Source organism: Cytophagales bacterium, assembly GCA_019456305.1.
In the GTDB taxonomy this organism is placed as follows: Bacteria; Bacteroidota; Bacteroidia; order Cytophagales; family VRUD01; genus VRUD01.
On record VRUD01000083.1, the window covers coordinates 1 to 19,472 of the forward strand.

Below are 19,472 nucleotides of genomic sequence, written 5' to 3' on the forward strand. Positions count from 1 at the left end.
ACCAGGATTTTGCTCTTGCCCTAATCCTGCTGATACAATATGTAAGCAAATTACAATTACTGACACAGGCAGTAATTGTCAAGCTGATTATTGTTATACTGCTACTGATACATCTGGAACTTTAGAGGTAACTTTTTATAATATTTCCACTTCTGATGATTCAATAACAAATGTTTACTGGGATTTTAATGATGGAACCCAAAGTATTCAATACACCGATGTACAACATATTTTCCCTACCCCTGGTCCTAATCACATAACCTATTTATATATTCAAACAGCAAGTGGTTGTCAAAGTGTTTATGTTGACACTATTCAAGTTGGCACAAATTGTGATTCAGTACCAACCGGGACCACTAACTCACAATATGAATCAAAAGACCTCACAATTAAAATTCATCCGACAATAATTCATTCTACCGCTACAGTCAAAACAAACCTCACCGAAAGACAAATTGAGATTAGAATTTACGACTTGACGGGCAGACAAGTTCGGCTAATTGAGTTAAATAATAACAGGACTTTTGATAGGAATCAGTTAAAACAGGGAATCTACATCTACAAGGTGACCGTTGATAATAAAATCATTCAGACGGGAAAATTAATATACGACTGATCGCACATACCGCCAACAAAGTGTATAGCATATTGGGCGGACATTTAAATACTTACCTTTGAGCATTTAAACGGCACTGGTTTTCGGGAGACAAATCCGTTTTCAATAATCCCAACATGCCATACACAGGCCGCTTTGCGCCATGCACTTCAAAGCTTATAAGGTAAAAACTCATCTACATTGCCTCCAAATTTATGTATCTCTCTGATTATTGACGAACTAATGCTTGTAAGGGGGGGGGATGTGATCAAAAATATAGTTTCAAGGTCTTGATTTATAGACTTGTTACCGTAGGCAATTGCATTTTCGTACTCAAAGTCAGTAGTATTTCTCAATCCTCTTAATATGAATTTAGCCCCGCATTTTTTTGCGAATTCAGCGGTTAAACCTTCGTAGGACACCACACTTACATTTTTATAATTCACAAGGGACTGTTCAATTTTAGTGATCATTTTCTCAAGGTTAAAATACCGTTCTTTTGTAGTATTTATCCCTATAGCTATGATTATTTCATCAAAAACGGCAAGGCCTCTTACCACTATATCCTGATGCCCTTTCGTAAAGGGATCAAATGAACCGGGGAATATTGCAATGTTTTTCACAATAAGTTTAATTTAAAAAGGAAATAAAGGGAATAAGGAAATAAAGGATATATCCCTATTCCCTTTATTCCCTTATTCCCTTTTAGTCGTTATGCCAGCAAATTCATCGGATGAACCCAACGCATAACCTGGAGAGTCATCCGATGATAGCCAATTTAAAAAGGAAATAAGGGAATAAAGGAATAGAGGGAATAAAGGTATAATTCTGTATACGGTTTCTCTTATTCCCTTATTTCCTTTTAGTCGTTATGCCAGCAAATTCATCGGATGACCCCAACGCATAACCCGGAGAGTCATCCGATGATAGCCAACCCTTATTTCCTTATTTCCTTATTTCCTTATTTCCTTATTTCCTTATTTCCTTATTTCCTTATTTCCTTATTTCCTTATTTCCCTATTTCCTTCCTATTCACAAAGGTGCATACTATACAAATCAAAATATTTATGATCAGGGACCTCATCAAAGTTATAGCTGAATGACAAAGATGGTGGTTTTCTACCAATGGATACATTGCGGATATATTTGTGCAAATTGTCAAATAGCTCCGAATCAGAATATATCTCACCCCAAACCATGACAGGGTCTTTTTCGGGATTGATCTTTAATTCTTCTATTACCAGCATTACATAATAGATGAAATCCTCAGGGTTTGTAAATAAGTAAGTATTACAAAATTCCAGTTTTTTATTTTTAGTTACAATAATCGTTACATATGAGTTGTCAACTTTGATAAACATGTTTTTGATATTTGTATTTCCACCAACATGTATAAAACCTTCTATCAATGGGCAGGTTTGGTGCATAACTTCGATTGTTTTACTAGGATATGCTGAGATAAACCAGTTGATGATCTTATTTTCTGCAGCAAAAATGTTTACCGCATCAGATTGGATATGCTTGTAATAAAATATATTCTCATATTGATTTATGTCACAATTAAGACTTAAATATTCCTGGAGATTTTCTTTTTTAAATAAAGAATTTGGGATCAGCGTGAATTTTTGATTCTTCACTCCGAGCTTTACAGATTTCCAGAAACCAACCCCCAGAAGATTATGGTTATTAAAAATATGGTGGAGTTGACCGGTTAACTGGTCGGGTAACATGATAGATGAAAAAGTATAATCTTCTAAATACAGACATTTGTTTTTAGCGGGATCAGTGATGCAAAACATAAAATCACTATCACCTATCATGAAAGAGAGATGGTATTGAGCTATTTGATCAATATCAAGATTGTCATCCTGTATCTTCTGGTTAAGCCGGTAATTTGCAATATGTGATTCCAAATTGATTTTGAGTTTATTAGTATAACGAAAAAGTGCATGGTTCATGGCATGGCAATCTCACTATGCGCTATACTCCATTATTCCCAATTTCCTGACGTTGTTACATCTGTCATGGAACCTATCTTTAAAGCATTTTCACTATTATTACGTCTTCGTTTGGGATTAACAGGGTCACTGTCTCTAACTTCAAAAACCTCTACCAATACACCGCTTTTGCTAATTCTGTCAGCAAATATATCAAATTTTTTCCCACTACTTTCTGGGATGAGGAGAAGTGTCACAGGGTCGAAGTCGGGGTATTTTTCTTTACTAAACAAAGAATCTCTGACCGGTACTACTGCCAGGGTATCCTTTTCAACAACGATACTATCAGCGCCATATGTGAATGTAATAATACGCTCTTTTCTTTCGGTGATGTAAAAGTTACCATTTTTTACAAAATCTATCAATTTATCCCACCTTTCAGCATATTCGCCATTTACCGACATATATGCAATCTGCGCATCACGTATGAGTTTAAGTTTATCTATTACTTTTTCTTCAATTGCTTCAATTAATTTTTGTTCCTGAATTGGTTTGATGATTATATAAATCAAATAACAGCAGATGAGTAAAATGAAGGGGAAAAAGAGGTAACTAAGTAACTTGTTTCGTTTTAAAGTAAATATTAAAGCAATATTGGTATATTTAGAAATGGAAGCTTTTCCCTCTGTCTTTTCAAGCAGCTTGTTTAAAATAACCGTTAAAAATATATATAGAAAAGGTGAAATAATTCCTGCAATGATACCGAAAATAGTTCCCATCACTTCACTGATCACACTGTCCAACTTATTAACAACTAACATTCCAGCAATAACACCTACCAAAACAACCACCACCAGTGCTACTGCAGGACGTAACACAGTGCCAACAGAATTGCTGATAATAATTGCAACAAAAATACCGGCCAAAATCCCGGAAACAGTACCTATAAGAATTCCCACAGCATTTCCGGTCGGGATCCCAACAATAATCCCGGCTAAAATTCCGGATAAAATGCTGTTTGCCATCCGGTTTTTTTCAATTTCCTGTAAAATTAGATCACGCATAGAAATTAATTTTTGGCAAACTTAAATTATTTTATCACAATAATTCTTTTTTAGGCTCCCAAAAGTGTTCATTAAAATTTACTACCCGGTTGTTTTCTATTATTATTCCTTCTTTTTCAAGCAATTCCTTCATTGTATCAGGTGTTTCAAAATGATGCTTGCCCGTTAACAAACCATTTCTGTTTACAACCCTGTGTGCCGGCACATCAACTTCACTATGCGATTTATTCATTGCCCACCCTACCATCCGGGCACTGCTTTTCAGCCCTAAATATTCAGCTACGGCACCATAAGAGGTTATCCGCCCTTCCGGAATAAGTTGTACGACCTGGTAAACATCTTCGAAGAAGTTTTTTATTTTCAAAATAAATAAATTGGCGGAGAGAGGGGGATTCGAACCCCCGGTACCCGTTGCCAGGTACGGCAGTTTAGCAAACTGCTCCTTTAGACCACTCAGGCACCTCTCCTTATTATAAAGTTGAGTCCACTCCAAAAAGTCAATTTTCGCCACAAAAGCACAAAAACACAAAACCCCACAAAAGTTATTTGATTGATTTTCAATGCTTTGTGGGATTTAGTGCTTTGGTGTTTTAGTGGCATTTTTTCTTTTTTAACTTTTTGGAGTAGACTCAAAGTTTAATCATCAGAGCGGTCCGGACGAGACTCGAACTCGCGACCCCGTGCGTGACAGGCACGTATTCTAACCAACTGAACTACCGGACCTTATTAAATGTAAACTATAACTTTTTATTTGTCTAAAACATTGCAAAGTTACAGTTTTAATCCATTAAATACAATACCTTTGAAAATTATTTTTTTAATCTTAAATTTGCAGTTTTAAAAATGTACTTTTTATTTATATCTCTTTTTATACAATGCATTTAGATTTCGAAAAGCCGATTATTGAGCTTGAAGCCAAATTAGCAGATATGAAATTGTTAGCTGAAGAAAACAATGTTGATCTTACACCAGCCATGAAATCTTTGGATGAACAGATCAGGAAATTAAAGAAAGAGACCTTTCAGAATCTTACTCCATGGCAGCGTGTACAACTGGCACGCCATGCTGACAGGCCTTACACTTTAGACTATATTCATGCCATTGCTGATAGTTTTATTGAATTGCATGGGGATCGAAATTTTAAGGATGATAAAGCAATGGTTGGTGGATTTGGCCAGGTTAAGGGAAAAACCATTATGTTTATTGGTCAGCAGAAAGGGAGAACAACAAAACAAAGGCAGATGCGGAATTTCGGTATGGCAAACCCGGAAGGTTATCGTAAAGCGATAAGATTAATGAAGCTGGCGGAAAAATTTAATAAGCCTGTTGTAACATTGATAGATACTCCGGGTGCTTATCCGGGAATGGAAGCCGAAGAAAGAGGACAGGCAGAAGCTATCGCAAGAAATATCCAGGGAATGAGTATGCTAAAGGTGCCTGTAATATGTATTATTATTGGAGAAGGGGCTTCCGGAGGCGCTTTAGGAATTGCAGTAGGTGATAAAGTTTTCATGCTGGAAAATACCTGGTATTCTGTTATTTCCCCGGAATCATGCTCCTCCATACTCTGGAGAAGCTGGGATTATAAAGAACAAGCTGCTGAAGCGTTAAAACTAACAGCGCAGGATATGCTAAAATTTAACCTTATCGATGAAATTATCAAAGAGCCATTAGGCGGTGCTCACACAGACCCGGTAAAAATGGCAAAAACCCTTAAAAAAGTAATTCTGGATAATATTGCAGAACTCAGCCAACTGTCTCCTGAACAAAGAATTAAAAATCGTATGGAAAAATTTGATGCTATGGGAGCGATCAAAAATTGATAAAGACTCCAAATAATCAATCAATGAACCTTTACGTCATCAATACCGGTTTTTTTAAGTTAGACGGGGGCGCTATGTTTGGCGTTGTCCCGAAATCTTTATGGCAAAGGGCTAACCCTCCTGATGATAACAATATGTGCTCCTGGGCGCTTCGCTGCCTGTTAATTGAAGATGGAGATAAGCTCACACTGATTGATAATGGAATAGGCAATAAACAAAGTGAAAAATTTTTCAGCTATTATTATATGCATGGCGAAGATTCCCTGGAAAAATCGTTAAATAAAGCAGGATTTTCACCCGATGATATTACTGACGCCTTTTTGACTCATTTACATTTTGATCATTGTGGCGGTTCTTTGAAGTATAACGGAAGCAAAATTGAACTAACGTTTAAAAATGCAACATACTGGTCAAATAAAGCACATTGGCATTGGGCTTCCCATCCAAATGCAAGGGAAAAAGCGAGCTTTTTGAAAGAGAATATTTTACCTATTGAAGAAAGCGGCCACTTAAAATTTGTAAGCCCACCCAGCCCCCCTAACAGCCCCCCTAAATCCCCCCAAAGGGGGGACTTTCCCACCACACTTCCCAAAGGGAAAGGCGATGGCAAAGTCCCCCCTTTGGGGGGATTTAGGGGGGCTGTGGATTTAGGGGAGGCTGTATTCTTCGCAGACGGACATACCGAAAAAATGATGATACCCCTGATCCGTTATAAAAATAAAACCATAGCCTATATGGCAGATCTTATTCCATCAGCAGGACATATTCCCATACCCTATGTGATGGGTTACGATGTACGTCCGTTACAAACTATGAAAGAAAAGGAGATATTTCTGAATAAAGCCGTGGAAGAAGAGTATATTCTATTTTTTGAGCATGATCCGGTAATTGAATGTTGCACATTACAACAAACAGAGAAAGGGGTACGTGTAAAAGAAACTTTTTATTTAAAGGATATTTGAATAAGTACAAATTCGTCCTTCGTCATTCGTACTTCGTCACTCTTTATCATAAACCTGTCTTCCTGAACTGCTTACACCTTTGATGAGTAGTTTTCCTCCCTCTTTAATATGATTTTTAGTGTATTGTTTTCCCCATACGAATATGAGCCCTGAACCGCTGGTCAGATCAAAGCTCAGATCTTTCAGATCATGTTTAAGCTGCATTTTGATCCTGCCTGACGAACTTTGGAATTCAGAATCGCCTGTAAGTATTACCGATATGCCTTCTATACTACCCGATGAAGTTCTTAATTTCGAGCTGCCCCTGGTATTTTCCAGATGAAGCCCCCCTGACGAACAATTAGCGTTAATGTTACCTTTAATATTATTAAACCGGACTTTACCTGATGAAGCAATACTAAGTATATTACCTGTTATACTGTACAAATTTTGCCTTCCAGAGCTTGTTTTTACATCCAAATTTCCTGTCAAATCAGTGACTTTAATATTGCCTGATGATGCAGAAAGATGAGGATTTGTCTGGATATTTTTTATAGTTATACTGCCTGAACTGGTTTCAAGGGTAAATTTTTCTCCTTTTAAACCTTCTGCGGTGATGTTGCCGGACTTGTTATGAACTAAAAGGTTAACATTTTTAGGTACAGTAAAAGTTAATTGGCCATCAATATTGTCCAAATTGTTTGGCGCTTCTATCCATACCTTTACAGTGGACCCGTTTTGATTGTGCATAATTTTGAATTGGTCTTTTTCCTTTGAACCTCCTTTGATATCGCCAGAACAAGAAACACTATTTCCACCACCTGCTTTAATTTTTACCTCACAAAAAGCTCCTTTTATATCCAATTCCTTTACACCACTATAAGAAAATTCGGCATTTATAATAAATTGTTCTTGTGCTGAACAGGTATAAGTGAGTAGAGCACAGAAAGTTACTGCGATGAAAATGCCTTTTATATTTTTCATAAGAATTAGCATTTAAAATTTGAGTCCACTCTAAAAAGTCTTTTTTGCCACAAAAGCACCAAAACACAAAATTTCACCAAAAATTAACTGATTGATTTTCAGCATTTTGTGGGATTTGGTGTTTTGGTGTTTTAGTGGCATTTTTATTTTTTTGACTTTTTAGAGTGGACTCAAATTTTATTTCTATTAATATTTTTTGGAAATTATTAGCAAAGGTAGTAATTTTTTTGAAAGATATTATTAATAAAGTATTTTATTTTTTGTAAATTTGAGGATAAATTACTTATCACTTACCATAAAAAGTTAAAGTATAATATAAAAAATATATTACAAATGAACTATTTAGACAGAATTACTATTGACCCGCAAATCTGCCATGGTAAACCATGTATAAGAGGAATGCGTTGGCCGGTTGAGGTTGTTTTAGATATGCTTTCATCTGAAATGACAATCAAAGAGATTCTTACTGATCATCCTGAACTTGAAAAACAAGATATTCTTGCTAGTCTTAATTATGCAAAGTTATTGGCATCAGGTAAAAATTTAAGTGAAATCATCGGATGAAGTTCCTTCTTGATGTACACATATCATATAAGATTGCAAAATTTTTAATTGCACAGGGTCATGAAGCAGTGCATTTGAATTTTGTTCTTGATAAAAGTTCAACCAAAGATGATAAAATTAGTGAGTATGCTGATCGAAATGATTATGTTTTAATATCTAAAGATTCTGATTTTAAAGATAGCTTCTTTTTAAACAATACGCCTAAAAAGTTAATAAAGATCAGTCTTGGCAATGTTTCTAATAAAGAATTACAAGATTTACTAAAAAATAACTTAAACCTTATTACTAAAGTTTTTGATAAGAGTTGCTATTTAGAATTAAATAAAGGTGGATTTGCAGTAATAATTGAAAAATAAATAGAGTTAATCAATCAATTATAATATCAATAATTCAAACTTGTACCATGCATTCATTCAACCATGCAACCATGCAATCATGCTTCCATGCTAATTTTTACTTTTTAATTGAACTATGAGTGCCAATACTAATATAACCCACAAGATAAAAACCCCCACCGGCACCAAACTATCTTGCAAAGGCTGGATACAGGAAGCAGCTTTAAGAATGCTGCATAACAACCTTGATCCGGAAGTAGCTGAAAGGCCGGAAGACCTCATTGTCTATGGTGGAACCGGGAAAGCTGCCCGAAACTGGGAGGCGTTTGACCTGATCGTCAAAGCATTGAAAGACCTTGAGGATGATGAAACGCTGCTGGTACAATCGGGTAAAGCTGTAGGGATACTCCCTACCCATAAAGATGCTCCTCGTATCATTATCTCCAATTCAATGCTGGTGCCGCACTGGGCTACCTGGGAACATTTCAGGGAGTTGGAAGCCAAAGGACTTACCATGTTCGGACAAATGACGGCCGGGTCATGGATATATATCGGTTCTCAGGGTATCGTGCAGGGAACTTATGAGACTTATGCTGAACTTGCCCGGCAGCATTATAACAATACGCTAAAAGGGACTTTAAACGTTACAGCAGGCTTGGGGGGTATGGGCGGAGCTCAACCGCTTGCAATAACAATGAACGAAGGTGTTTGCCTCGTAGCAGAAGTTGAGAAATGGCGTATTCAAAAGAGATTGGATATCCGCTACCTGGATAAAATGACATATTCTGTAGACGAAGGGATTGATTGGGCGCTGGCGGCAAAAGAAAAAAGCAAGCCAATATCAATAGGGGTTTTATGCAATGCGGTAGAATTATTACAATGCCTTCTTGATAGAAACATTACGCCCGATACCTTGACCGACCAAACCTCAGCGCATGATGAGTTGAATGGCTATTTTCCGGAAGGTTTAACTGTAGCAGAAGCAAAGATACTCAGAGAAAAAAATCCTAAGCAATATATTGATCGCTCATTAGATACTATTTCGAAGCATGTAAGATTAATGCTTGACCTGCAAAAGTTAGGTGCCGTTACATTTGACTACGGTAATAATATCAGGGGACAGGCAAAAGACCAAAGAGGTGTGAAAAACGCATTTGATTTCCCCGGTTTTGTGCCTGCTTACGTCAGGCCTTTATTCTGCAAAGGAAAAGGCCCTTTTCGGTGGGCTGCATTGTCAGGAGACCCGGATGATATATATGAGACAGACAGAGTGATCTTAGAGTTATTTCCTGAAGATAAACCGTTGGCAAGATGGATAAAGTTAGCACAGGAGAAAATAGCTTTCCAGGGTTTACCGTGCCGTATCTGCTGGTTAGGACAGGGAGACAGGGAAAAAGCCGGCCTGGCTTTTAATAACCTGGTGAAAGAAGGGAAAGTAAAAGCGCCCATCGTAATTGGCAGAGATCACCTGGATACAGGTTCCGTTGCGTCTCCAAACAGGGAAACTGAAGCGATGAAAGATGGCTCTGATGCCATTGCAGATTGGCCAATTTTGAATGCTTTGATAAATACTGCAGGAGGAGCAAGCTGGGTATCGGTTCATCATGGGGGAGGGGTAGGGATAGGCTATTCTATTCATGCCGGGATGGTGATTGTTGCAGATGGTACGGAAGATGCTGATGCGAGGTTAAAAAGGGTATTGCATAATGACCCGGCTACTGGAATTATCCGTCACGCTGATGCCGGTTATGATATTGCGAAGGATGCTGCACGGAAGTTTAGATTGGATTTAACGGAAAGGTTGAAAGGTTGAATGGTTAGGAGGCTTTGAAAAACTAAATTGAAAATAAAAAAATGCCATCTCGCCTGTCCCGATCCTATCTGGGAGTACTCGGGATGAAACTTAGTGTCTTTCTTGCTCCGATCCTGTAGGGGGTGTCTTTGTGGCATGTTTTTTAAAGGTTCCTTTTATTTAACCACCTTAACCAAATAATAACTTTTCTTTCCTTTCTGTACAAGTATATATTTATCTTGTAGTAATTCAAGGGCAGCAGCCTGACCAGGGTCCGATATTTTGGTTTTGTTGATACTGACTCCACCGCCCTGGATCATTCTCTTTGCCTCTCCTTTTGAGCTAAATATAACTCCTTTTGTGGTAACCGAGAGAAAGTCTATTATGTTAGCAACGTTTTTTAGATCTGATCTGTTAATTTCAACCCGGGGTACACCTTCCAATACAGACAAAAGCATATCCTCTTTAAGTGTTTTTAATGTATCAGTTGTTCCTGTTCCAAAAAGAATTTCAGATGCTTTTATTGCATTGTTCAAATCTTCTTCTGAATGTACCCTAATGGTAATGTCTTTCGCCAATGCTTTCTGCAATATCCTTTGATGAGGCGCTTCTGCATGTTGTTTTTCAAGTTCTATGATCTTCTCTTTAGGTAAAAGTGTGAAATACCTGATCAATTTACCGGCATCTTCATCTGAGCAGTTTAGCCAGAACTGGTAAAATTTGTAGGGAGAAGTCATTTTCGGGTCTAACCAGATATTCCCTTCCTCAGTTTTTCCAAATTTTGTGCCATCTGCTCTCGTTAATAAAGGACAGGTTAGTCCGAAAGCAATTTTTCTCAATTTTTTTCTGATCAGTTCTGTTCCGGCAGTGATATTTCCCCACTGATCAGAGCCTCCCATCTGCAGGATGCAATTTTTTTCCTCTAGCAGCCACAGGAAATCATACGCTTGCATCAAAATATAATTAAATTCTGTAAATGAAATATCTCCCTTTTTCAAGCGGTCTTTTATAAAACCTTTACTTAGTAAATAGCTAACAGTCAGGTATTTCCCGGTATCGCGTAAAAAAGTCAAAGTATTGATACTTTTAAACCAATCGTAATTGTTGAGGATCTCTGCTGAATTGCTCCTGGAATTGAAATCCAGGAATTTGCTTAATTGTTTTTTAATGATTTCCTCGTTATTTTTAAGTATTTCAGGGTCTAGGAGTTTTCTTTCTGTGTCTTTTCCGGAAGGATCACCGATCATACCTGTTGCTCCTCCTATTAATGCAATGGGTTTATGACCTGCCCTTTGAAAATGCAGCAGCAGCATGACAGGAGCAAAATTGCCAATCGTCAAAGATGGAGCGGTAGGGTCAAAACCGATATAACCGGCAGCTATTCCTTTTTGGAGCGCTTCTTCCGTGCCGGGCATCATGTCGTGGATCATGCCTCGCCATTTGAGTTCTTCTATGAAGTTCATCCTAATTCTTTTCAATATTTCAAAATTTCGTTTAACCCGATAATAATTCCTTATCTTTGTTTGCTCGTTTAAAAGATCGGATATATTCCATTCTTTTTAACTCATCCAGAAACCTTATTAAAGCTGCTTCTAATATCTGATTTTTATTTTTATTTAATTTTCTTGCGTAATAATCCAGCTCATTCAATAAATCCTTTGAAAGTGAACTGGTAAAAACCATAGTATTTTTCATAATAATATTTTTAAGATATATTTATGAAATAAAAATACGAAAGGTATTTAAAATTCTAAAATAATTCTTTAATATATTTTATTATTATATTTGCAAATAATCTGTTAACAACATTACTTCATAATAAATGACAAAAGAAGAAACAATGGTTTGGGAAATCTTCAGACTCTGCGATGAATATGTATGGATAGACGATTTCGTTGAATTTGAAGACAAATTCGCCAGAATTACAAAACAATCTGGAATAGACCTTCACAAAATCTATTATGGTAAAAGTTATTCAGAAATGAAAAGAACTTATGCTCGGTATAATGAATTGAATAAAAAAAATCTGCAAAAAAGACGGGAGACTATTAATTGATTATGAGAGGCAAGTGATGAAAGATACAACTTACTTTTTGCCAAGAACAAAAATTGATATAATAGAGGAAAATCCACCAATACCCAAGACACTTGCTGGAAAGGGTTGATTTAGATACGCACAGACAATTGATGCACCAATAAAAAGAATTGAAAGAATGAATCCTAAAATTTGACCTCTACCCGATCTTTTAATATCCGAATTGACAATTTTACTATTAATTTCACTTCTGTCATCGGCATTATCTTCAGCCATCGCCAAAATTCTATCTGCAGCTCCAGGTAATATTTGCTCATAATGACCATAAGCTGCTGGCGGAGGTAAGGGGCCCGAAAAACTACTGCTAAATATCTCTTGGCGAATCTCAACACTGACAGCTTGAGCAACTGTTTTTAATTGCTCGACAGAAAAATTCTTAAATTTCGGATTTTTCTTTAAATCCTCAACGACCTCATCTAAATTAACTACCTCTAATTCCGAGCGCGCATCGTCTTGGGCGTGATTTTTATCATCTTTCTTAACAATTTTATTCATCTATGATCAAGGATCATCAGGATACTTTTGTGGTATGTTTTCCCCTTGACTTTAATATTTTTTCATTTTCCTTTTCAAACTTCTTAAAGGAAATCCACAAATCTTGACCTACCAGATCAAAATCTGTCTTCATTGCCTTGGTATCTGCCTCAAAGGATAAATCAATGTAAATATGTCGTGAATTATACAAGTCAAACAAACTTCCTACTCCATCCCAAAAAGACGGTCTTCTAAAGAAATAACCTGACTTTTTTATATCTTTTGTAACTATCATAAGTAACTATTTACGATTGCAATAATACAACTTTTTACGAAATTACAAACTCTAAATATAAATATTATTAATAATTTGTAAAATTAATTTTACCAGGACGATGCTTTACTAAATTTATGATATTATTTAGAATATTGACAGTTGAGAGTATGCAGTTGTTAAAAATTGCCTACTGTCAACTGTTAATTGTCTACTTTTTCACAGCTTCTTTTACCTTTTCCCACTCTATTCCAATACTTTTTTCTTCAAAATCATCAGGTATTTTATATTCAAGCGAGGCTTTTATCCTTGAATTGTTATGAGGGTGGGTCATCAAAAATTCCAGCTTTTCATCAATGCTGCCTTTTTCTCTTGAGATCTTTAAAAAAAAGCTGGCAATTACTTTCGGGTTAATATTCGAATTAACCAATAATTCCATCGCGTACTTATCAGCTTCTCTTTCTTGTTTGCGGTCAAAAATCGTGGAGGTAGCGGTTTTACTAATTTCCTTTAAAATAATATTGTCATTACCGGTAATGATAGTGAAGAGAATATTTAGTCCTAATTCTTTGGCTAATTTTTTTACAACGTGGCGGTTTTCAACATGCCCTATTTCGTGGGCCAGAATAGCAGCTAATTCTTCAGGGGTTTCAATAAATTCAATCAGGCCTGAAAGAATAAATATGTTACCCCCCGGTATTGCAAAAGCATTGACGGCCGGGTTATCTATCACCCTGATCTTGTAATCATAATCCGTAACACCAACGGCATCTATCAGTCTGGTTTGAATGATAAATATTGCAGAATCAACTTTTGATGAGTTGAGTTCATTATCAGAAGACAAGATTATTTCAGCCAGCAGGTCGCCTAACTTTTCTTCTTTTTCAATAGGTATATCAATATCAAAATTTATCTTTTCAGGAAAAATTGGCACATATACCAGTACTGCCCAAATTATCCCGAAAATCGCTAACAGTATACCAAGATCAATTAGAATAGACCTTCTCATAGGATTTACGATTTAGTTTTGCATTGATTCACAAATACATGATTGCCGATTGAAGACTGCCTACTGATGCTTTATTGCGATATAAATATCGCGTTACAAATTGCCTATTGCTTACTGCCTATTACCTACTGATCCAGGTGGCAGGTTTACAATTTCCTTTTGGGTTGTTCCCTTATCTAAAAACACCTGGTGAAAAGCGATTTTACCAAAGAAAATGAAATAATACATACGGCCCTTCCTGGCTTGAACGCAGGCAACAATACTAAAAATAAAATAAATCAGATTAGCGATGAAAACCATGCCAATATATCCCCAAAACAGATCAGTTAGCTCAACCGATTGAAAGAAATATATCCTGATAGCCCAAAATACAGCTCCAATATTTAAAATACTGGTTGGAAATTGAGAATATAATGATTGCAGCGAATGAAAATGAACAAATAAACTTTTTGATCTGTTGATAAAATAATAGATGATTGCCGCAATCAGGTTTATAATAGGTAGGGGCAGACCTGCAGCGATTGCGGCAAACATCATCAGATATGCACCCATTGCGTCTTCCTTTTCCCTTTCAGGGATTTCATCGGGTTGAGGGACAGGAAGATATTTTGGTGTTGAAGTCATGAAATTTATATAGTGTGTCTACTTAATATAAAGAAATTTCTTAAACTGAACCCACGAGGTTTCAAAAACCTCGTGGGTTTTAAATATAAGATAAAACAAAATTCAATAGATAAGTTGGTTTAAAGACAGGCATTATTTTCCTGAAAATGGAGGATAATCGTCCGTCATAAAGCTAAGGTATAAATTGACACGGGTTATCCACCTTATTGTTCCTACATTGAATTCATGCCATGATTGGGGGTAATTACCAGTGAAAAGCACAGCCCACCATGCAAGGAACATTAGAATTGTTGTCCAAAGAAACCTGAAATACCAAATTAAAATATGCGGTAATGCACAATAAATCCCTCCAAAGAAAGCTTTCAACAACAAAGTACCCCTACTCAGACTTTCGGGATATGGCATTTCAAACGTTGTAAATTCATCGGTACCTTTTACTCCAAAAGCAGGGTAGCCATCGCTTAAATTGTAAACTCTGGCTGTAAGTCTTAAAGACCATCTCTGTAATCCTACCTGAAATTCATAAAAACTTTGTGGATACCTTCCTGTAAAAAGAATAGCCCAAAAAGCAATGAATGTCAAAATACTTGACCAGATGCTTACAAAAATTAAAAGGAAATAATGAGGTAGTATAATATATATACCACCAAATAATGTTCTTAAAAGCAATTCCCCCCGGGAATAGCTTTCCTGATGTTTAATTGTTAGTTCCATGATTTTTCTTTTTTAGTTAATAATAAATTTAAGACGGGCAAAGGTAGAAAAAAGATATTTTGATATACAATTTTTTACATATATTTTTTTATTTTAGATTTACGATTTAGATTTACGGTTTAGATTTATAAAACATACGTAAATTGTCACTCCTAAATCGTAATTCTTAAATCGCAAATCAAATGCATACCCCGGAAAAAATCTTATCTGAACTAAAAAGTAAAAAATACGCCTCCGTCTATTTCCTCCAGGGAGAAGAGCCATATTATATTGATTCAATTTCTAATTATGTAGAGAACAATGTGCTAAGCGAATCAGAAAAAGACTTCAACCTGTTCATCTTGTATGGCAAAGATGTGGATATGAGTATGGTGCTAAGCAATGCCAGGCGCTTTCCAGTGATGGCACAAAGGCAAGTAGTGATCGTAAGAGAAGCACAGGAAATAAAAGATATTGTAAAAGAAACCGGCCAAAAACAATTAGAAGCATACATACAAAAACCGCTGCAATCTACTATACTCGTATTTTGTTATAAGAAACTATTAGATGGAAGGAAAAGGATCGCACAAAAGTTAAAGGAGCTTGACCTGTTAGTTCATTCTAAAAAAATATACGACAATCAAATACCCGGCTGGATAACCAGCTATCTTAGGTCAAAGGGCTTTAGCATTAATACCAAAGCCACTATAATGCTTGCTGAGTTTGTTGGCAGCAATTTAAGCAGGCTTGCAAATGAAATAGACAAACTATTAATTAACTTAAAGGAAAAAACTGAAATTAACGAGGACATCATTAACAGATATATTGGCATCAGCAAAGAATACAACGTATTTGAATTGCAAAATGCATTAATAAAAAAAGACACTTATAAATCAAACCAGATCGTTAATTATTTTGACGCTAATCCTAAGAAAAATCCTGTGATACCCATCATTTCAATTTTGTTTCAATTCTTTACCAAGGTGATGTTAGTTCACCAATTCAGCCCCCCTAACAGCCCCCCTAACAGCCCCCCTAAATCCCCCCAAAGGGGGGACTTTCTCACCCCGCTTGCCAAAGGCAAAAGCGATGGCAAAGTCCCCCCTTTGGGGGGATTTAGGGGGGCTGTTGTTAGGGGGGCTGATCTTGCCGGGTTATTAGCTGTAAACCCTTATTTTATAAAGGATTATCTTTTAGCAAGTAAAAATTATCCACTTACTAAACTTACCAGAATAATTCACCACTTCGCACAGGCTGATCTGCGGGCAAAAGGAATAATTGGAGGCAATATTTCTGAAGGGCAAATATTGAAGGAGTTGGTTTTTAAGATTTTGCATTAAGAGCGCCTCAAAAACTATTTATTTTTGAGTTTTTAGAGGTGCACTTAACATAATTGCTCATGAAATTAAATTGTATATTACTTGTTTTCATCTTCATATCTGTGAGCTCATACCCGCCTGCCAAAGCCTTGGCGCAGGCAGGTGGGCAGATTGAGGCAGTGCAAAATCCCGATAAAATCCGGAGCGATACTGCTATAGCAAATAATTATTTCAAAATGGCCGATTCCCTCCTAAAACATGCTCAATACGACAGTTCCATATCATATTTTAAAAAAGCAAGTATTATCTGGGAAAGAAGAGCCCGGGAAGCAGATTCCTCTTTCTATTCCACAAATCAGAAAACCACTACATCACAAAATAATAAGGGAGTGAGGTATTGGGAAGAGTATGTGAAATGTCATTTACATATATGCCAAAATTATATGTTAAAAGCAGAATATAACATTGCCTTAGAAGAATTAAATAGAGTGTTGGCAGTAGGATTGCAAAAATTAGGAAATAAAAATACGGTTGTTGCAGGTTGTTATAATCAATATGGAGAAATTTACCGGTATAAAGGCGAATATGATAAGGCCCTTGAAAATTACCAAAAAGCTTTGAACATAGCGGTTAAGTTACATGGCAGCAAACATCCATATTCGGCTATATCCTATAATAACATTGGACTTATTTATGATGCACAAGGGGATTACTACACCGCATTGGAATATTATCAACAAGCCTTTAATATTTTTTTAAAAACACTTGGCCCGGATCATCTTTATTTATCTTACAGCTATGGAAACATAGGAAGTAGTTATTATGACCTGGGCGATTATAAAAAAGCGCTGGAATGTTTTCAAAAAGCATTATCTATAAAATTTAAAATGCTGAGTGAGCATCATCCCAGTATTGCTTTAAGCTATAATAACTTAGGAAATGTTTATGCTGAAAAAGATGATTTTTTTAAAGCAATGGAATATTATCAAAAATCGTTATCTATAAAATTAAAAACCCTTGGTCCAAATCATCCTTCACTGGTTTATAATTATATTAACATAGCTGAATTGTATCAAGATAGCAAAGAATATTTCAAAGCATATCAATATTATGATAAAGCATATAAGATCGTTAATAATATATTTGGAAGTTTTCATCCATTAATGGGTACTATATGTATTAGTTTGGGAAATTTTCATTCAAAGCAAGGTGAACATCTTCCTTCCCCTATTAATCGTGAGGAATATTATGGAAAGGCATTAACATATTACCAGAAAGCCATACAATCTTTGTTCAGGGGTTTCACTGATAGTACAATCTATGTCAACCCGGTAATCCCTGAGAGCTTTAAAAGTAAAAAAGAGCGGGAGGCGTTTAGGAAGAAAATTAATTCTATGCCGGTCTTGCTGGATGCGCTGGTTGGAAAAGCCGAGGCATTTTATAATATATGGAAAATAAAAAAATGAAACTAATTTTATTCATATGAATAATGAAATTAAATTGTATATAATATTGATTGTTTTCATCTTCATATCTGTGATATCATATAGCCAGATTGAGGCAGTGCGAAATTCCGATAAAATCCGGAGCGATACTGCTATAGCAAATGTTTATTTCAAAAAAGCCGACTCCCTTTCCAAAGCTGCTCAATATGACAGCACAATTTACTATTACGAAAAAGCAGGGAACATTTACCAAAAATTAGCAGCAAAATCCACCGTTCCATTGGACAAGAGGGAGCTAGATGAAGTTTATCTAAAATGTTTAAACAACATAGGTAATAATTATAGAATAAAGGGAGAATATAATTCTGCCATTGAATATCTAAACCAAGCTATTTATTATGAAAAAATATATATTTACTCTAATACAAATATGGAAAATAGTTCCCGTCTTTTAGAAATTGCAAAAACCTATCTTATTTTAGGCGTTGTTTATTTACACAAGGGATCGTATGTCGATGCCATATCCTGTTTTAACACATCATTGGCTATAAAAATACCTCAGCTCGGCAGAGAACATCCTTCAGTTGGCGCTACCTATATTAACATAGGAATGTTTTATAATGACAAGGGTGACTATGGCACAGCCATGGACTATTATCACCAGGCATTGAGAATGTTTCTTAAAACTCTTGGCAAAGAACATCCTTTTGTGGCTTATAGTTATAATAATATAGGAAATACTTATTTAAGTCTGGGTGATTATGACAGGGCAATGGAATATCTTCAACAAGCGATGACTATTAAACTTAAAACACTTGGTAATGATCATCCTTCTGTAGCACGCAATTATACCAATATTGGTAATGTTTACAGGAACAAAGGTGAAACTGACAAAGCGGTGGAATATCATCAGAAATCATTAAATATAAATCTTATAACCCTTGGTAACAACCATCCTTCTGTGGCAACATGCTACACTAATTTGGGAGATGTTTATTCAGATAAAGAAGATTATACCAGGGCTATGGAATTTCAAAATAAAGCAATGGAGATATTTAAGAATGTTTTTGGTAACTATCATCCACATGTTGGCTTGGTTTACAACAGTATGGCAGCTATAGTTGTTGAACAAAATAAATTAGATAGCGCTCTTATTTTTTATCAGAAAGCTATAAGGTCTTTAGTTAAGGATTTTGACATACCAAACCCTGATACGGTCGTTCCTCTCTACAGATTAAACATTTATTTTAATCCTGTAATACCTACTCAATTTAAAACCAAAGAAGATCGTGATAAATTTTTAGGAACAATAAATTCAATGCTTTATTTGTTAGATGCGTTGGTTGGGAAGGCAAATACGTTTTACAGCAGATGGGAAATGGAAAATGAATAACTACTATGAAATACTTTTTAAACATACTTATCCTTATTATAAGGGCATCTCTAAAAACTACACCATACATTCCCCTCTATCAAGAGGGGCAAGGGGTGTGTTTTAAAAAAT

Annotated in this window: 22 protein-coding genes and 2 tRNA genes; 10 read left to right on the forward strand and 14 right to left on the reverse strand. The window is 35.9% G+C overall.

Features of this window, described 5'->3' with window-relative positions; translation table 11 throughout:
• Nucleotides 1-616, forward strand: a 616-nt coding sequence (locus FVQ77_14710) for a T9SS type A sorting domain-containing protein (protein MBW8051558.1), incomplete at its 5' end; no start/stop codon positions are given.
• Between the two features lie 149 nt (nt 617-765).
• On the opposite strand, the gene coaD is transcribed toward FVQ77_14710, so the two are convergent.
• The 6 genes from coaD to FVQ77_14740 form a co-directional block, all read right to left on the reverse strand.
• Nucleotides 766-1,218: a pantetheine-phosphate adenylyltransferase gene (coaD, locus tag FVQ77_14715; protein MBW8051559.1), complete on the reverse strand. Its 453-nt coding sequence runs from the start codon at nt 1,216-1,218 to the stop codon at nt 766-768.
• Nucleotides 1,219-1,623: 405 nt separating this feature from the next.
• Nucleotides 1,624-2,553 (reverse strand): DUF3822 family protein, encoded by a 930-nt coding sequence (locus FVQ77_14720; GenBank protein ID MBW8051560.1) that lies wholly within the window; start codon nt 2,551-2,553, stop codon nt 1,624-1,626.
• A gap of 32 nt (nt 2,554-2,585) precedes the next feature.
• Complete coding sequence (locus FVQ77_14725; protein ID MBW8051561.1) at nt 2,586-3,596, reverse strand: hypothetical protein; 1,011 nt, start codon at nt 3,594-3,596, stop codon at nt 2,586-2,588.
• Nucleotides 3,597-3,630: 34 nt separating this feature from the next.
• Nucleotides 3,631-3,960 (reverse strand): MGMT family protein, encoded by a 330-nt coding sequence (locus FVQ77_14730; protein MBW8051562.1) that lies wholly within the window; start codon nt 3,958-3,960, stop codon nt 3,631-3,633.
• Between the two features lie 11 nt (nt 3,961-3,971).
• A tRNA-Ser gene (locus tag FVQ77_14735) sits at nt 3,972-4,063 on the reverse strand.
• 182 nt (nt 4,064-4,245) lie between these two features.
• A tRNA-Asp gene (locus tag FVQ77_14740) sits at nt 4,246-4,319 on the reverse strand.
• Between the two features lie 152 nt (nt 4,320-4,471).
• Here FVQ77_14740 and FVQ77_14745 point away from each other — a divergent pair.
• Both FVQ77_14745 and FVQ77_14750 read left to right on the forward strand, forming a co-directional pair.
• Complete coding sequence (locus FVQ77_14745) at nt 4,472-5,419, forward strand: acetyl-CoA carboxylase carboxyltransferase subunit alpha (GenBank protein MBW8051563.1); 948 nt, start codon at nt 4,472-4,474, stop codon at nt 5,417-5,419.
• A 23-nt stretch (nt 5,420-5,442) separates the two neighbouring features.
• On the forward strand, nt 5,443-6,381 hold the full coding sequence (locus tag FVQ77_14750) for an MBL fold metallo-hydrolase (protein MBW8051564.1): 939 nt from the start codon (nt 5,443-5,445) through the stop codon (nt 6,379-6,381).
• A 36-nt stretch (nt 6,382-6,417) separates the two neighbouring features.
• On the opposite strand, the gene FVQ77_14755 is transcribed toward FVQ77_14750, so the two are convergent.
• A complete protein-coding gene (locus FVQ77_14755) occupies nt 6,418-7,356 on the reverse strand; it encodes a DUF4097 domain-containing protein (protein ID MBW8051565.1) in 939 nt (312 codons plus the stop codon).
• A 321-nt stretch (nt 7,357-7,677) separates the two neighbouring features.
• On the opposite strand from FVQ77_14755, the gene FVQ77_14760 reads away from it, so the two are divergent.
• The 3 genes from FVQ77_14760 to hutU all read left to right on the forward strand — a co-directional run bounded on the left by FVQ77_14760 (nt 7,678) and on the right by hutU (nt 10,056).
• Complete coding sequence (locus tag FVQ77_14760) at nt 7,678-7,908, forward strand: DUF433 domain-containing protein (GenBank protein MBW8051566.1); 231 nt, start codon at nt 7,678-7,680, stop codon at nt 7,906-7,908.
• Nucleotides 7,905-8,264 (forward strand): hypothetical protein, encoded by a 360-nt coding sequence (locus FVQ77_14765; protein MBW8051567.1) that lies wholly within the window; start codon nt 7,905-7,907, stop codon nt 8,262-8,264. Before FVQ77_14760 ends, FVQ77_14765 begins: the two co-directional genes overlap by 4 nt.
• Nucleotides 8,265-8,379: 115 nt before the next feature.
• Complete coding sequence (gene hutU / locus FVQ77_14770; protein ID MBW8051568.1) at nt 8,380-10,056, forward strand: urocanate hydratase; 1,677 nt, start codon at nt 8,380-8,382, stop codon at nt 10,054-10,056.
• Nucleotides 10,057-10,211: 155 nt separating this feature from the next.
• On the opposite strand, the gene FVQ77_14775 is transcribed toward hutU, so the two are convergent.
• Together FVQ77_14775 and FVQ77_14780 are read right to left on the reverse strand one after the other, a co-directional pair.
• A complete protein-coding gene (locus FVQ77_14775) occupies nt 10,212-11,498 on the reverse strand; it encodes a tyrosine--tRNA ligase (GenBank protein ID MBW8051569.1) in 1,287 nt (428 codons plus the stop codon).
• A 31-nt stretch (nt 11,499-11,529) separates the two neighbouring features.
• Nucleotides 11,530-11,730 carry a CopG family transcriptional regulator gene (locus tag FVQ77_14780; GenBank protein MBW8051570.1) on the reverse strand — a complete coding sequence of 67 codons (201 nt, stop codon included), beginning with the start codon at nt 11,728-11,730 and terminating at the stop codon, nt 11,530-11,532.
• 127 nt (nt 11,731-11,857) lie between these two features.
• Between FVQ77_14780 and FVQ77_14785 the strand changes: the two genes are divergently transcribed.
• Entirely contained in the window at nt 11,858-12,091 is a 234-nt protein-coding gene (locus FVQ77_14785) for a hypothetical protein (GenBank protein MBW8051571.1), read from the forward strand.
• 30 nt (nt 12,092-12,121) lie between these two features.
• On the opposite strand, the gene FVQ77_14790 is transcribed toward FVQ77_14785, so the two are convergent.
• The 5 genes from FVQ77_14790 to FVQ77_14810 form a co-directional block, all read right to left on the reverse strand.
• Nucleotides 12,122-12,625 carry a DUF2335 domain-containing protein gene (locus FVQ77_14790; protein ID MBW8051572.1) on the reverse strand — a complete coding sequence of 168 codons (504 nt, stop codon included), beginning with the start codon at nt 12,623-12,625 and terminating at the stop codon, nt 12,122-12,124.
• A 16-nt stretch (nt 12,626-12,641) separates the two neighbouring features.
• Complete coding sequence (locus FVQ77_14795; GenBank protein MBW8051573.1) at nt 12,642-12,899, reverse strand: hypothetical protein; 258 nt, start codon at nt 12,897-12,899, stop codon at nt 12,642-12,644.
• A gap of 190 nt (nt 12,900-13,089) precedes the next feature.
• Entirely contained in the window at nt 13,090-13,887 is a 798-nt protein-coding gene (locus tag FVQ77_14800; GenBank protein MBW8051574.1) for a M48 family metallopeptidase, read from the reverse strand.
• A gap of 111 nt (nt 13,888-13,998) precedes the next feature.
• The gene (locus FVQ77_14805; GenBank protein MBW8051575.1) at nt 13,999-14,511 is read right to left on the reverse strand and encodes a DUF4870 domain-containing protein; all 513 of its coding nucleotides are present in this window, start codon (nt 14,509-14,511) and stop codon (nt 13,999-14,001) included.
• A 132-nt stretch (nt 14,512-14,643) separates the two neighbouring features.
• The gene (locus FVQ77_14810; GenBank protein ID MBW8051576.1) at nt 14,644-15,225 is read right to left on the reverse strand and encodes a DUF4389 domain-containing protein; all 582 of its coding nucleotides are present in this window, start codon (nt 15,223-15,225) and stop codon (nt 14,644-14,646) included.
• A 182-nt stretch (nt 15,226-15,407) separates the two neighbouring features.
• On the opposite strand from FVQ77_14810, the gene holA reads away from it, so the two are divergent.
• From holA to FVQ77_14825, 3 genes are read left to right on the forward strand one after another with little or no spacing between them, the layout of a single operon-like run.
• Complete coding sequence (gene holA, locus FVQ77_14815) at nt 15,408-16,544, forward strand: DNA polymerase III subunit delta (protein ID MBW8051577.1); 1,137 nt, start codon at nt 15,408-15,410, stop codon at nt 16,542-16,544.
• A 59-nt stretch (nt 16,545-16,603) separates the two neighbouring features.
• Entirely contained in the window at nt 16,604-17,989 is a 1,386-nt protein-coding gene (locus tag FVQ77_14820) for a tetratricopeptide repeat protein (GenBank protein ID MBW8051578.1), read from the forward strand.
• A gap of 16 nt (nt 17,990-18,005) precedes the next feature.
• Nucleotides 18,006-19,361 carry a tetratricopeptide repeat protein gene (locus FVQ77_14825; GenBank protein ID MBW8051579.1) on the forward strand — a complete coding sequence of 452 codons (1,356 nt, stop codon included), beginning with the start codon at nt 18,006-18,008 and terminating at the stop codon, nt 19,359-19,361.
• Nucleotides 19,362-19,472: the final 111 nt, after the last annotated feature.

Excerpts from the sequence above, each read along its gene's own strand:
- FVQ77_14750 (MBW8051564.1), top strand. The coding sequence starts at position 5,443 with ATGAACCTTTACGTCATCAATACCGGTTTTTTTAAGTTAGACGGGGGC.
- FVQ77_14825 (MBW8051579.1), top strand. The coding sequence starts at position 18,006 with ATGAATAATGAAATTAAATTGTATATAATATTGATTGTTTTCATCTTC.
- FVQ77_14800 (MBW8051574.1), bottom strand. The coding sequence starts at position 13,887 with ATGAGAAGGTCTATTCTAATTGATCTTGGTATACTGTTAGCGATTTTC.
- holA (MBW8051577.1), top strand. The coding sequence starts at position 15,408 with ATGCATACCCCGGAAAAAATCTTATCTGAACTAAAAAGTAAAAAATAC.
- FVQ77_14760 (MBW8051566.1), top strand. The coding sequence starts at position 7,678 with ATGAACTATTTAGACAGAATTACTATTGACCCGCAAATCTGCCATGGT.
- FVQ77_14720 (MBW8051560.1), bottom strand. The coding sequence starts at position 2,553 with ATGAACCATGCACTTTTTCGTTATACTAATAAACTCAAAATCAATTTG.
- FVQ77_14785 (MBW8051571.1), top strand. The coding sequence starts at position 11,858 with ATGACAAAAGAAGAAACAATGGTTTGGGAAATCTTCAGACTCTGCGAT.
- FVQ77_14725 (MBW8051561.1), bottom strand. The coding sequence starts at position 3,596 with ATGCGTGATCTAATTTTACAGGAAATTGAAAAAAACCGGATGGCAAAC.
- FVQ77_14820 (MBW8051578.1), top strand. The coding sequence starts at position 16,604 with ATGAAATTAAATTGTATATTACTTGTTTTCATCTTCATATCTGTGAGC.
- FVQ77_14775 (MBW8051569.1), bottom strand. The coding sequence starts at position 11,498 with ATGAACTTCATAGAAGAACTCAAATGGCGAGGCATGATCCACGACATG.
- FVQ77_14795 (MBW8051573.1), bottom strand. The coding sequence starts at position 12,899 with ATGATAGTTACAAAAGATATAAAAAAGTCAGGTTATTTCTTTAGAAGA.
- FVQ77_14745 (MBW8051563.1), top strand. The coding sequence starts at position 4,472 with ATGCATTTAGATTTCGAAAAGCCGATTATTGAGCTTGAAGCCAAATTA.
- FVQ77_14755 (MBW8051565.1), bottom strand. The coding sequence starts at position 7,356 with ATGCTAATTCTTATGAAAAATATAAAAGGCATTTTCATCGCAGTAACT.
- FVQ77_14780 (MBW8051570.1), bottom strand. The coding sequence starts at position 11,730 with ATGAAAAATACTATGGTTTTTACCAGTTCACTTTCAAAGGATTTATTG.
- FVQ77_14790 (MBW8051572.1), bottom strand. The coding sequence starts at position 12,625 with ATGAATAAAATTGTTAAGAAAGATGATAAAAATCACGCCCAAGACGAT.
- FVQ77_14765 (MBW8051567.1), top strand. The coding sequence starts at position 7,905 with ATGAAGTTCCTTCTTGATGTACACATATCATATAAGATTGCAAAATTT.
- FVQ77_14805 (MBW8051575.1), bottom strand. The coding sequence starts at position 14,511 with ATGACTTCAACACCAAAATATCTTCCTGTCCCTCAACCCGATGAAATC.
- FVQ77_14810 (MBW8051576.1), bottom strand. The coding sequence starts at position 15,225 with ATGGAACTAACAATTAAACATCAGGAAAGCTATTCCCGGGGGGAATTG.
- hutU (MBW8051568.1), top strand. The coding sequence starts at position 8,380 with ATGAGTGCCAATACTAATATAACCCACAAGATAAAAACCCCCACCGGC.